This is a genomic window from Streptomyces sp. So13.3, from assembly GCF_005860785.2.
Taxonomy (GTDB): Bacteria; Actinomycetota; Actinomycetes; order Streptomycetales; family Streptomycetaceae; genus Actinacidiphila; species Actinacidiphila fildesensis.
The window spans coordinates 2,649,256-2,662,816 of sequence record NZ_CP048835.1; the positions used below are offsets into that span (position 1 = coordinate 2,649,256).

Below are 13,561 nucleotides of genomic sequence, written 5' to 3' on the forward strand. Positions count from 1 at the left end.
TGCTGATCAACTCGTCACGCCCCGCCCGAGCTCCCAGAACTGGGTGGTGGTGGAGGAGTTGAGCGCCCATTCCACACCGGTGATGTCACTGCGGGCAGCGATGTACTGCTTGCCCTGCCACAGCGGCAGCATCGGCACGTCCTGGGCGATGATCTTCTGAGCGGTCTCGAAATCACTGATGGTGGCGCTGCGCTGGGACTGCTGTCGGGTCTGCGGGATCACCTGGCGCTGGATGATGTCGCTCTGGTAGGGCAGCTTCAGGAAGTTGCCCTTGTCGAAGAACGGCGCGATGTAGTTGTCCGGGTCCGGGAAGTCGGGCAGCCAGCTCAGAGCGTAGGCGGCGTACTTGTGCTTCTTCACCTCGGTGAGGAAGACGTTCCACTCCTCGCTCTTGAGCGTGACGTCGAACAGGCCGCTCGCGTCGAGCTGAGCCTTGATCGCCTCGGCCTCCTCCTTGTTGCTGGAGCCGGCGAGGTCCTTGCGGTACCAGTAGTCGAACGCGACCTTGTCGTCGATCCCGGCCTGGTGCAGCAGCGCCTTGGCCTTGGTCACGCTCGGGTCGCCGTAGGTCTTGAAGAAGGAGTTGGCGTGCCCGGTGATGCCCACCGGGACGGGCGAGTACAGCGGATCGGCGGTCCGCTGGAAGACATCACGGGTCAGCGCCTGGCGGTCCAGGATCTGGGCGACGGCCTGGCGGACGGCCTTGGGCCGCACCGCCGGGTCCGTGGTGTCGAAGAACAGGTAGCGGGCCTCGGTGCCGGCCGCTTCGGTGAGCTTGACGTTCTCGCCGTCGCCGGCCTTGAGCAGCCGGTTGATCTGGTCGGGCCGCATGGTGCGGGTGGCGACGTCGACCGTGCCCTTCTTGAGCTCGGCCTCCATCGTGTCCGCGGACGTGAACATCCGCAGCTCCACCTTGCTGTTGTTCAGCTTCAGCGTGCCCTGGTAGTTCGCGTTCCTGGAGAAGACGGCCTTGTCGTCCTGCTTGAAGTCGTCCAGCGTGTAAGGGCCGGAGCCGACGATCTTGAAGCCGTCGTACGGCTTGTCCGCGGGGTAGACCTGGCTGTCCAGGATCGCGGCGGCGGGCGTGGCCAGCTTGAGCGGGAAGGTGGAGTCCGGCGCCTTGAGGCGGAAGACCACCGTCTTCTCGTCGGGCGCCTGCACGGTGGCGACGCCGGAGATCAGCGACGCGGGACCGTTGTCACTGTTGATCTTCAACATGCGGTCGACCGAGAACTTGACGTCCTCGGCCGTCAGCGCGTGACCGTTGGAGAAACTGAGCCCCTTGCGGAGCGTGCACTGGTACACCTGCCCGACCAGGTCGGTGAAGCCGCACTTCTCCGCGGCGTCGGGTTCCGGGTTGGTACCGCTGCGCGGGTAGCGCAGCAGCATCTGGAAGGTGTTGTAGAAGACGTTCCACGTGGCGCTGTCGTACGACGTCGCCGGATCCAAGGGTGACGGGTTCTCCTTGGTCAGCTTGATGCTGTCCGTGGTCCCGACGACGATGGGTTTACCGCTGCTGTCACCGCCACTGCCCGATCCGCCGCAACCGGCGAGGGCGGGTGCGACGACGCCGAGAAGCATCGCCGGCACCAGTAGCTTACGGTTCATCCTCGTCGTTCTCCCTTTGGTCTTTCCGTGCTCAGTCGATCCTTGGCCGTTCCCGGGCGGGCGACGCGACGCCTGCGCCGCCCGCCACCGTGTAGGTGATGATGCGGTTATCCGCCGGAGCCGGGGTACAGGTGGCAGGCCACTTGGACGTCCGTTTCCGGCAGCAGGTTGAGCCGCGGGTCCTGTGATGGCGAGAACTCCACCACGGCCCGGCCGCCTTCTGCGTGCATGGTGATCACGCCCCGCCAGAAGGGCTCGCGCGGCTCGGCCGCCGAGGCCTCCTCACGGAGTCGGCGGAGGTATTCCAGCACATCTTCCGCGCTGTGCCCCCTGCCGGGGGTGACTGCGGCGGAAGTGACCCCGGATTCGGAGAGCGCGTCAAGATCGCCGAAGAGCGCCCTTTCCTTGCCCGCCTCCGCCGGCGGCAGTTCCAGCCACCGGCGTTCCAGCAGGCCACGCAGGTCGCGGGCCTCCCAGCCGCAGCCGGCCAGGGCGACGGGGCAGCGGGGGTGGAAGGAACAACCGAGCGGCGGCTTGGCCGCGTCCGGAATCTCACCGCGCAGCAGCTCGCGCTCGACGGCGAGCGTCGGGTCGGGCTCGGGGATCGCCGCCAGCAGCGCCTTGGTGTACGGGTGCTTGGGGTCGGCGAAGACCTCAGCGGTGGGCCCGTACTCGACGATCCGGCCGAGGTACATGATCGCGATGGTGTCGCAGAAGAACTTCGCGCTGGCCAGATCGTGCGTCACATAGACGTACGTCAGGTCCAGGTCCCGCTTGAGGTCCAGCATCAGCTGCAGGATCTTGGCGCGGACGCTCATGTCGAGCATGGAGATCGGCTCGTCGGCGACGAGGAGCTCCGGCTCGGCGATGATCGCGCGGGCCAGCACGGCCCGCTGCTTCTGGCCGCCGGACAGGTCGCCGGGGAACTTCGTCAGGTACCGCTCGGGAGGGGTCAGGCCGACCCGCTCCAGGGCGTCGGTGACCTTGGCGTCGTACTCCGCGTCGCTGCTCACCAGGTTGTGGATGCGCAGCGGGTGGCCGACGGCGGTGCGGATGTCCATCGCCGGGTTGAGCGAGGCGTGCGGGTCCTGGAAGACCATCTGCAGCTTGCGGCGCAGCGGCCGCATCTTGCGCTCGCCGAACTCGGTGATGTCCTCGCCCCGGTAGCGGATGGTGCCGCCGGTGGCCCGGTTCATGCCCAGCAGGGTCCGGCCGAGGGTGGTCTTGCCCGAGCCGGACTCGCCGACCAGGCCGAGCACCTCGCCCTTGCGCAGCTTCAGGTTCACCCCGTCGACGGCCTTGACCGCGCCCGCCGCCTTGCCGGCGAGCCGGCCGAAGACGTTGCCCCGCATGCCGAAGTGGACCTCGAGGTCCTGCATCTCGACGAGGGTCTCGCGGTCGTCGAGAGCTACGACACCGCTCGCTTCTGTATCAGGCTTCGTCAGCAACGCTGATCTCCTTCACGGCGGCGAGCGGCTCGCGCCCACCCGTTCCCAACTCGTCGGCCATCGAGGGGTCGACCTCGATCGCCTGCTGCCAGCAGACGCTGTGCACGCCGGACGGCAGTACCACCTCGGGCGGCTCCACCTTCGCGCATCCCTGCATCGCCACCGGGCAGCGCGGGCTGAACCGGCAGCCCTCCGGGGGGTGCACCAGGTCCGGGGGGCTACCCGGGATGAAGTGCAGTCCGGTGGTGGAGAGCGAGATCGTGGAGCGGAGCAGCTCCTTGGTGTACGGGTGCTGCGGGTTCGCGAACACTTCGCGGGCATCGCCCTGTTCGACGATATGGCCCGCGTACATCACCGCGACCCGGTCACACGCTTCGGCGACGATACCGAGATTGTGGGTGATCAGCACAAGGGATGTGTCGAAGTTCTTGCGCAGATCGGCAAGGATCTTGATGATCTGTGCCTCGACGAGGACATCGAGCGCCGTCGTGGGCTCGTCCGCGACGATGAACGCCGGGCGCAGCACGAGGGCGAGCGCGATCATGATGCGCTGGCGCATACCGCCCGAGAACTCGTGGGGGTAGCTCTCGTACCGGCTGGCCGGGATGCCCATACCGCGCAGCGCCTCGATGGCGCGCTCGCGCAGCTCGTTCTTCGAGAGGTCCTTGTGGTGCGTGTGCAGGGCCTCCTCGAAGTGCTGGGAGATCCGCATCAGCGGGTTCAGCCGGGTCATCGGCTCCTGGAAGATCAGCCCGAGGTCCGGGCCGCGGAGCTTCTGCAGCTCCTTGGCGGGCAGGCCCACCAGGTTGCGGCCCTTGCCCCCCTTGCTGTTCAGGATCACTTCACCGTCGACGGAGGCGACGGTGGGCGCCAGGCCCAGCACACCGCGGCCGAGGGTGGACTTGCCACAGCCGGACTCGCCGACCAGGCCGAGCGTCTCGCCGGGGCGTACGTCGAAGCTGACGCCGTCGACGGCGCGGACCGGTCCGCGTTCGGTGCCGTACCAGACGCGCAGGTCGCGTACGGAAAGGACAGGTTCGGTCATTTCGCGGCCTCCCCTTCTTCTGCGGTTGCTGCGGTAGCTGCGATTGCTGCGGATTCCGCGGTCGCCGCGGTCTTCGCGGTCTCCGCGGTGACGACTCGGCGGCGGCTGAGCGCGGGCAGCGCCACCTTGGTGATGCGGCGGCGGCGCATGGTCGGGTTGAGGACGTCGTTGAGGCCCTCGCCGAGCAGCGTGAAGCCGAGGATGGCGATCACCATGGCGATGCTCGGGTAGAGGCAGGTCCACCACATTCCGGCGTTGACGTCGCTGATCGCGCGGTCGAGGTCGTAGCCCCACTCGGCGGCGTCGGTGGGCTGGATGCCGAGGCCCAGGAAGCCCAGGCCGGCCAGCGTGCCGATGGCGTCGGCGGCGTTCATCGTGCCGATGACGGGCACCGACTGGATGACGTTGCCGAACAGGTACTTGCGGATCACCACGGAGGGCTTGGCGCCCATCGCGCGGGCCGCCTCCACGAAGGTGGCCTCACGGGCGGAGAGCGCCGAGGCGCGGACCACCCGGAAGTACTGCGGGATGTAGACCACGGTGATCGACAGCGCGGCGGTCACCACGCCCCCGCCGGTGATGCTGGCGAAGACGAAGCCGGCCACGATGGCGAGCAGCAGGTAGGGGAACGCGAAGAGCGCGTCCATCACCAGCACCAGGATGCGGTCGAGCCAGCCGCCGAAGTAACCCGCCAGGAGGCCCAGGAGGACCCCCAGGATGAGCGAGAAGACGACGGCGAGGACCATCACCTCCAGCGCGGTGCGGGCGCCGTAGACGGTCCTGGAGACCACGTCCAGGCTCTGCACGGTGGTGCCGAACCAGTGGTCGCCGTCCGGCGCGCCCTGCTTCGGGAAGGTCTTGCCACCGGACTGGTACGTGTCGAAGTCGTACGGGGCGATCAGCGGAGCGAAGATCGCGGTCAGCACGAAGAGCAGCGAGAGGATCGCGCCGGTCCACAGCATGAACTTGGGCACGCCGTGGGCCTGCCGGACCGCGATCACGATGCGCCGCAGACCGCCGAAGCGGACGGACTTTCCGGGACCCGGAGCCCTGGGGGTAATCTCCGGGTCGAGCGGAGCGGGGAGTGTCGTCTGGGCCATCAGTACCGCACCCTCGGGTCGATCAGCGCGTTGATGAAGTCGATCAGCATGCTGATCACGACGACGACGAGGGCGAAGACGGTGACGATGCCCTGGACGGCGACGTAGTCGCGCTGGTTGATGTAGTCGATGAGCTGGCGACCGATACCGGGCCAGGTGAAGATTCGCTCGGTGAGCACCGCACCGCTGAGCAGCATCGCGACCTGGAGGCCGAGGACGGTGATCACCGGGACCATCGCGTTGCGGAAGGCGTGCCGTCCGACGACGGCGGTCTCCTTCACGCCGCGGGCGCGGGCCGCCTCGATGTAGTCGCCCTGGAGCGACTGGATGAGGTTGATGCGGATCATGCGGATGAAGACACCGACGATCAGCAGGCCCAGCGCGATCGAGGGCAGGACCAGGTGGTTGGCGATGTCGCCGACCGCGTCCCAGTCACCCACGATCATGGCGTCCACGATGAGGATGTGGGTCTGCGTCGGCACGTTCAGCTGCACCAGTGGGGAGGCCTGGCCGGACGTGGCGCCGAAGGCGAGCATCAGCATGGGCGCTGCGACGATGACCGGCACGGCGTAGCTGAGGATGCCGAAGAGCCGGCCCGCCACGTCGATCGTGCTGTCCCGCAGCCGGCCCGCGAGCAGGCCCACCGGGATACCGATGACGCTCGCGAAGACCAGGGCGCCGAAGGTCAGGGTGAGGGTGGCGCCGCCGTTCTCGATGATGATGTCCCGCACCTGGCGGTGGTCGGAGAACGTGGTGCCGAAGTTCAGGGTGACGACGGACTTCAGGTAGTCCCAGAACTGCTGGTACATCGGGGCGTCGAAGCCCGCGGCATGCCGTCTCGCCGCGAGTTCCGCCGCGTTGAGCTTGCCGCCCTGGGAGGCCGAGATGGGGTCACCGGGGGCCACCCGCATCAGGACGAAGACCAGGACCAGCAGGATGAGAACCATGGGGATTGCGAGCGCGATCCTGGTGAGGATGTAGCGGCGCAGCGACCCGGACTGCTTACTCATGGAGGGGTGTCTTTCTTAGCCGGAGTGGCGGCCGGCCCGCGGGGGAGAGACTCCCCCACGGGCCGGCCGGCCGTCACTTGCCCGTCGAGAGTTCGTAGAAGCGGAACATCGTCGGGTCCAGCGCCTTGTCCACGCCGGTCACACCGTCACGCACGACAGCGGTCTGCTTGCCCTGCCAGACCGGGATGATCGGGGCGTCCTCGGCGACGATCTTCTGGATCTCGGCGAAGGCCTCGTTGCGCACCTTGGGGTCGTTGGAGCCCTGCTCCTTGACCAGCAGCGCCTGGATCGCCGGGTTGTCGTAACCCGTGCCCAGGAACGGCGACTTGCTGAGGAACGGCGACACGTCGTTGTCGGCGTCCGGCAGGTCAGGGAACCAGCCGATCATGTACGAGGCGTAGCTGCCCGCCTTCTCGTCCTTCTGGTACTGCTGCCACTCGGTCGAGCTCAACTTGACGTTGAACAGGCCGGAGGCGTCCAGCTGACGCTTGATCGCGGTGGCCTCGTCGGCAGCCGCGGCACCGTAGTGGCTCGGCGTCCAGGTGTAGGACAGCGCGACCGGGGCGGTGATGCCGGCGGCCTGCAGGATCGCGGCGGCCTTGGCCTTGTCCGGAGCGCCGTACTTGTCCTTGAACGCGTCGGTGTGACCGTCGATGCCGTTGCCGACCATCGAGTAGAGCGGGGCGACGGTGCCGTTGTAGGCGTCCTTCGCGATGCCCTCGCGGTCGATGACCTGCGCGACGGCCTGGCGGACCGCCTTCTGGTCCGACGGCTTCACCTTCGCGTGGAAGACGAAGTAGCGCTTCTCGGTGCCCGTGCCCTCGACGACCTTGACGCCCTGGGTCTTCTTCAGGTCGGCGGTGTCGGTGGGCGACAGGGTGCGGAAGGCCGCGTTGACGGTGCCGTCCTTGACGGCCGCCTTCAGCGCGGACGCCTCGGCGAAGTACTGCAGAACGAACTGGCTGTTCTGCGCCTTGACCGGGCCGCTGTACTTCGCGTTGACCTTGAAGGACGCCTGCTGCTTCGCGGTGTACTTGTCCAGGGTGTACGGGCCGGAGCCGATCACCTTGGTGCCCGCGAGGAGCTTGTCGGCCGGGAAGGTCTTCTCGTCGACGATCGCACCGGCGTCGGTGGCGAGGACCGACGGGAAGGTGGAGTCGGCGCTCTTCAGGTGGAAGATCACCTGGTCCGCGCCCTTGGCCTCGGTCGACTCCAGCGTGCCGAAGAGGCTGGACGGCCCGTTCGGGTCCGCGATCTTCAGCATGCGGTCGAACGAGAACTTGACGCTGGCCGAGGTCAGCTTGTCACCGTTGGAGAACTGAAGACCGGACTGCAGGGTGCAGGCGTAGGTCTTCGGGTCGGTGAAAGCACACGACTTGGCGGCGTCCGGCTCAGGCTTGGTGCCGCCCGTCGGGAAGCGCATCACCTTCTGGTAAACGCTGTCGATGACCTCCCAGGAGCCGTAGTCGTACGCTCCTGCGGGGTCGAGTGACGACACCGAGTCGATGGTCCCGACGATGACGGCGCCCTTGCTGCCGGACGCCGAATTGTCCTTGTTGCCACCGCACGCGGTCACACCGACGGCCAGGAAGGCCACGGCAGCTGCGGCGACGACACGCTTAGTACGTGACATCTAGTGATTCCCCTTGCTCAAATGCCGATCACTCGATTCGGCATTGACCAGTCAGGACACTAGTGGGAACGCTCTCCTTGCCCAGAACACGGAGAAGTTGAGGCAAAATCACATCCCGATAACGGCACTGCAGGTACCGATATGCGGACGATGGAACGATCCGCCCCTCTGTGTCGCAACCCGGACACAACGTCGCGTTTGTTGCCCCGTTTCACGCAAACGGATCATGCGCGTCCGTACCTGTCGACCAACTGAGGGGTGACGAAAATCACGTGACCAAAAATTGGAGCGGGGCGGAATTCAGCCAGCGCATTCGTGACGCGGAATGAGCAGCCGGGCGCCCAGAGTTTCCAAGCTATTCAGCGGCATACGCTCAGTGAACAGTCGCATTCAGAGAGCGCAGAAAAGGCACGCTCAGCTGCTCCAGCGAGCCCACCACCGTGCGGCCCGGCGCCGCCTCGATCGGGACGATCGAGGGCACCGCGACCACCTGGCAGCCCGCCGCCTCGGCGGAGGCGACCCCGGTCGGGGTGTCCTCCACGACCACGCACCGGGCGGGCTCCGCGCCGAGCCGAGCGGCCGCGAGCAGATACGGATCCGGGAACGGCTTGGTGCGGGCGACCTCGTCGCCGGCGAGGGTGAACGCGAAGTGCTCCGCGCCGAGCGTGCGCAGCACCGAGTCGATGATGTGCCGGTGCGAGGCGGACACCAGCGCGGTGGGCACCTGGTGCGCCGCCAGCTCCGTCAGCAGCCGCCGGGCGCCGGGCATCAGCGGCACGCCCCGGGCGATCAGCTCGACGAAGCGCGCGTTGATCGCGGCGGACAGCTCGGGCAGCGTGACCTCGGTGCCCGTGACGGCCATCAGGTGGCCCAGACTGCGGGCCATCGGGCCGCCGACCACGATCGCGCGGTGTGCGCCGTCCAGGGCGTGGCCCAGGGCCGCGAAGACCTCCACCTCGGCGGCCCACCAGATGTCCTCGGTGTCGACCAGGGTGCCGTCCATGTCGAGGAGCACGGCGTGCAGCCCGCGGCCTTGGGCCGGACGGGTGTCGACGGCGGGAATGCTACTGGTCATGCGCACCACTCCTCAGCTGGGCCAGGGGGGCACAAAGGCCGGTCGCGACACACTCCTGATCGGAGTGCGGCGACCGGCCTGTGCCGGACCGTCCAGTGTACGTCGGGTCGCTGGCGAACGCTTAGCGGGCGTTGAAGTACTTCGCCTCGGGGTGGTGAATGACGATCGCGTCGGTGGACTGCTCCGGGTGCAGCTGGAACTCCTCGGACAGCTTCACGCCGATCCGCTCGGGCTCCAGCAGCTCGGCGATCTTCGCCCGGTCCTCCAGCTCGGGGCAGGCCCCGTAGCCGAGCGAGAAGCGCGCGCCCCGGTACTTCAGGGCGAACATGTCCTCGACCTCGTTCGGGTCCTCACCGGCGAAGCCCAGCTCGCTGCGGACCCGGGCGTGCCAGTACTCGGCCATGGCCTCGGCGAGCTGGACGGACAGTCCGTGCAGCTCCATGTACTCACGGTAGGCGTTGGCGGCGAACAGCTCGGCCGTCGCCTCCCCGATCCGGTTGCCGACCGTCACGACCTGCAGACCCACGACGTCGATCTCGCCGGAGTCCTCCGGGCGGAAGAAGTCCGCCAGGCACAGCCGGCGGCCCCGGCGCTGGCGCGGGAAGGTGAAGCGGGTGCGCTCGCTGCCGTCGTCGTTGAGCAGGATCAGGTCGTCCCCCTTGGAGACGCACGGGTAGTAGCCGTAGACCACGGCCGCTTCCAGCAGGCCGTCGGTCTGCAGCCGGTCCAGCAGGCCGCGCAGCCGGGGCCGGCCCTCGGTCTCCACCAGCTCCTCGTACGTCGCTCCGCCCGCGCGGGCCTCCTTCAGGCCCCACTGGCCCTTGAAGAGCGCGCCCTCGTCGACCCAGGACGCGTAGTCCTTGAGCGGGATGCCCTTGATGACGCGGCTGCCCCAGAACGGCGGCGTCGGGATCGGGTTGTCCACGGCCACGTCCGAGCGGATCTGCCCGAGGTTGATCTCGGGCTCCTCCTCCACGACGCTGGCGCGCTTGGCCACCCGGCGCTGCTTGAGCTCCGGCAGGACGGCGCCGGGGACGCCGCGCTTGACGGCGATCAGCGCGTCCATCAGCCGCAGGCCTTCGAACGCGTCCCGCGCGTAGCGGACCTCGCCCTCGTAGATCTCGTGCAGGTCCTGCTCCACATACGCGCGGGTCAATGCTGCGCCACCCAGAATGACGGGGTAGTCGGCGGCCATCTTGCGCTGGTTGAGCTCCTGCAGGTTCTCCTTCATGATCACGGTGGACTTCACCAGGAGTCCCGACATGCCGATCACGTCGGCCTTGTGCTCGGTCGCCGCGTCCAGGATCGCCGCCACCGGCTGCTTGATCCCCAGATTCACCACGTTGTAACCGTTGTTCGACAGGATGATGTCGACCAGGTTCTTACCGATGTCATGAACGTCGCCACGGACCGTGGCCAGCACGATGGTGCCCTTGCCGTCGGCGTCGGACTTCTCCATGTGCGGTTCGAGGTAGGCGACCGCGGTCTTCATGACCTCGGCGGACTGCAGCACGAACGGCAGCTGCATCTGGCCGGAGCCGAACAGCTCGCCCACGACCTTCATGCCTTCCAGCAGGGTGTCGTTGACGATCGCCAGCGCGGGACGGGTCGTGAGCGCCTCGTCCAGGTCGCGGTCCAGGCCGTTCTTCTCGCCGTCGATGATCCGCCGCTGCAGGCGCTCGTCGAGCGGCAGCGCGGCCAGTTCCTCCGCGCGGCCGGCCTTGACGGACTTCATGTCGACGCCCTCGAAGAGCTCGAGGAACTTCTGCAGGGGGTCGTAGCCCTCGCTGCGCCGGTCGTAGATCAGGTCCAGGGCCACATCGCGCTGCTCCTCGGTGAGGCGCGCGATCGGGAGGATCTTGCTGGCGTGCACGATCGCGGAGTCCAGGCCGGCGTCCACGCACTCGTTGAGGAAGACCGAGTTCAGCACGACACGGGCGGCGGGGTTGAGGCCGAAGGAGATGTTCGACAAGCCGAGGGTCGTCTGCACCAGCGGGTGGCGGCGCTTGAGCTCGCGGATCGCCTCGATGGTGGCGACGCCGTCCTTGCGGGACTCCTCCTGGCCGGTGGCGATCGTGAAGGTCAGACAGTCGACGAGGATGTCCGATTCGAGGATGCCCCAGTTGGTGGTCAGGTCCTCGATGAGCCGCTCGGCGATGGCGACCTTGTGCTCGGGCGTGCGGGCCTGGCCCTCCTCGTCGATCGTCAGCGCGATCAGCGCGGCACCGTGCTCGGCCGCCAGCGTCGTGATCTGCGCGAAGCGGGACTCGGGACCGTCGCCGTCCTCGTAGTTGACGGAGTTGATGACGGCCCGGCCGCCGAGCTTCTCCAGTCCGGCGCGCAGCACCGGGACCTCGGTGGAGTCCAGCACGATGGGGAGCGTGGAGGCGGTCGCGAAGCGGCCGGCGACTTCGGCCATGTCCGCGGCGCCGTCGCGGCCGACGTAGTCGACACACAGGTCGAGCAGGTGCGCGCCCTCGCGGATCTGGTCGCGGGCCATCTCGACGCAGTCGTCCCAGCGCCCTTCGAGCATGGCCTCACGGAACTTCTTCGACCCGTTGGCGTTCGTCCGCTCACCGATGGCGAGGTACGAGGTGTCCTGCCGGAACGGGACGGTCTGGTAGAGCGAGGCGGCGCCCGGCTCGGGGCGCGGGCTGCGGGGTGACAGGTCCAGGCCCCGGACGCGGTCCACGACCTGGCGCAGGTGCTCGGGGGTGGTGCCGCAGCAGCCGCCGACCAGGGACAGCCCGTACTCCCGCACGAACGTCTCGTGCGCGTCGGCGAGCTCCACCGGCGACAGCGGGTAGTGCGCACCGTCCTTGCCCAGCACCGGCAGACCGGCGTTCGGCATGCAGGAGACCTGGGTCCGCGCGTGCCGGGCCAGGTAGCGCAGGTGCTCGCTCATCTCGGCGGGGCCGGTGGCACAGTTCAGCCCGATCATGTCGATACCGAGCGGCTCCAGCGCCGTCAGCGCCGCACCGATCTCGGAACCCAGCAACATCGTGCCCGTCGTCTCGACGGTCACGGAGCAGATGATCGGGAGGCTGAAGCCGGCCGCCTTGAGGGCGCGGCGGGCACCGACGACCGAGGCCTTGGTCTGCAGCAGGTCCTGGGTGGTCTCCACCAGGATCGCGTCCGCGCCGCCCGCGATCAGGCCCGCCACGTTCTCCTCGTACGCGTCGCGCAGGGCGGCGTACGGGGCGTGGCCGAGGGTCGGGAGCTTCGTGCCGGGGCCGACGGAGCCGAGCACCCAGCGCGGCCGGTCGGGCGTGGCGAAACCGTCCGCCACCTCGCGGGCCAGCCGGGCGCCGGCTTCGGCGAGTTCGAAGATGCGCTCGGGAATGTCGTACTCACCGAGCGCGGCGAGGTTGGTGCCGAAGGTGTTGGTCTCGACGCAGTCGACACCTGCGGCGAAATACTCCTCGTGCACCGACCGCACGATGTCCGGCCGCGTGACATTCAGGATCTCGTTGCAGCCTTCCAGGTCCTGGAAGTCCTCGAGCGAGGGGTCCTGGGCCTGGAGCATGGTGCCCATCGCACCGTCGGCCACCACCACTCGGGTGGCGAACGCCTGACGCAGTGCGTCGGCTCGGGCTTGGCTGGCGAGGGTGGAGGACGACTGCGGGGCCATGGATGTACTCCCAGGAGTGCGACGGCTGTCGGCTTTACGTGCCTGGCCAGGGTAGCGGGCGCGGTGCGCGGGCCTCGAAAGAGTTCCGAGGGGTGGACGAAGGTGTCAGAATCTTCTCTGAGACTATGGGGTTCGACAATGTCGAACGGCTTGCGGAGGTTGGCGGATGCCCGGACCGATTCAGTCGCTGGCGAGGGCAGCCGCGATCCTACGGTTGCTGGCCGGCGGTGAGCGCCGGCTGGGCCTCTCCGACATCTCCTCCTCCCTGGGCCTCGCCAAGGGGACCGCGCACGGCATCCTGCGCACCCTCCAGCAGGAGGGCTTCGTCGAGCAGGACGCCGCGTCGGGCAAGTACCAGCTGGGCGCCGAACTGCTGCGGCTGGGGAACAGCTATCTGGACGTGCACGAGCTGCGGGCCCGCGCCCTGGTGTGGACCGACGATCTGGCCAGGTCCAGCGGCGAGGCCGTCTACCTGGGGGTTCTCCACCAGTCGGGGGTGCTGATCGTGCACCACGTCTTCCGCCCGGACGACAGCCGGCAGGTGCTGGAGGTGGGTGCCATGCAGCCGCTGCACAGCTCGGCGCTGGGCAAGGTGCTGGCCGCGTACGACCCGGTCGCGCACAGCGAGGCGGCCGAGAACGAGCGGCTCGCCCTCACCCCGCGCACGATCACCGACACGGCCGGCTTCGAGGACGTGCTGGAGCTCGCCAGGACCCGGGGCTGGGCGTCCGACCTGGAGGAGACGTGGGAGGGCGTGGCCTCGGTCGCTGCGCCCATCCTGGACCGGCGGCGGATGCCGGTCGGCGCGGTGGGCATCACCGGGGCCGTGGAACGGGTCTGCCAGGAGGACGGCGACATCCAGGCGCGACTGGTGGCCGCGGTACGCGACTGCGCCCGCGCCGTCTCGCGCGACCTCGGCGCCGGACGGTTCTAGGGACTCGGGTCACGATCCGGAGTCCTCAGCCCCAAGCTCTTGACGAGGAAGATATTGCAGAGAAAACTGCCGTTCGG

The 13,561-nt window shown here is 68.2% G+C and carries 9 protein-coding genes; 1 reads left to right on the forward strand and 8 read right to left on the reverse strand.

What is annotated here, in order from left to right; translation table 11 throughout:
• Window positions 1-6: 6 nt before the first annotated feature.
• From C8250_RS12075 to metH, 8 genes are all read right to left on the reverse strand, one after another.
• Window positions 7-1,608 carry an ABC transporter substrate-binding protein gene (locus tag C8250_RS12075; protein ID WP_138354801.1) on the reverse strand — a complete coding sequence of 534 codons (1,602 nt, stop codon included), beginning with the start codon at window positions 1,606-1,608 and terminating at the stop codon, window positions 7-9.
• Window positions 1,609-1,715: 107 nt separating this feature from the next.
• Window positions 1,716-3,056, reverse strand: coding sequence for an ABC transporter ATP-binding protein (locus C8250_RS12080; RefSeq protein ID WP_232485980.1), 1,341 nt, complete (start codon window positions 3,054-3,056; stop codon window positions 1,716-1,718).
• Window positions 3,040-4,101, reverse strand: a complete 1,062-nt coding sequence (locus C8250_RS12085) for an ABC transporter ATP-binding protein (protein ID WP_138354800.1) — start codon at window positions 4,099-4,101, stop codon at window positions 3,040-3,042. Before C8250_RS12085 ends, C8250_RS12080 begins: the two co-directional genes overlap by 17 nt.
• Window positions 4,098-5,201: an ABC transporter permease gene (locus C8250_RS12090; protein WP_232485979.1), complete on the reverse strand. Its 1,104-nt coding sequence runs from the start codon at window positions 5,199-5,201 to the stop codon at window positions 4,098-4,100. The genes C8250_RS12085 and C8250_RS12090 overlap by 4 nt, the downstream gene beginning before the upstream one ends.
• Entirely contained in the window at window positions 5,201-6,211 is a 1,011-nt protein-coding gene (locus tag C8250_RS12095) for an ABC transporter permease (RefSeq protein WP_138354799.1), read from the reverse strand. The genes C8250_RS12090 and C8250_RS12095 overlap by 1 nt, the downstream gene beginning before the upstream one ends.
• Before the next feature lie 73 nt (window positions 6,212-6,284).
• Entirely contained in the window at window positions 6,285-7,844 is a 1,560-nt protein-coding gene (locus C8250_RS12100) for an ABC transporter substrate-binding protein (protein WP_138354798.1), read from the reverse strand.
• 373 nt (window positions 7,845-8,217) lie between these two features.
• Entirely contained in the window at window positions 8,218-8,919 is a 702-nt protein-coding gene (locus C8250_RS12105) for an HAD family phosphatase (RefSeq protein ID WP_138354797.1), read from the reverse strand.
• 121 nt (window positions 8,920-9,040) lie between these two features.
• Entirely contained in the window at window positions 9,041-12,550 is a 3,510-nt protein-coding gene (metH, locus tag C8250_RS12110; RefSeq protein WP_138354796.1) for a methionine synthase, read from the reverse strand.
• Window positions 12,551-12,716: 166 nt separating this feature from the next.
• On the opposite strand from metH, the gene C8250_RS12115 reads away from it, so the two are divergent.
• Window positions 12,717-13,484, forward strand: a complete 768-nt coding sequence (locus C8250_RS12115) for an IclR family transcriptional regulator (RefSeq protein ID WP_138354795.1) — start codon at window positions 12,717-12,719, stop codon at window positions 13,482-13,484.
• Window positions 13,485-13,561: the final 77 nt, after the last annotated feature.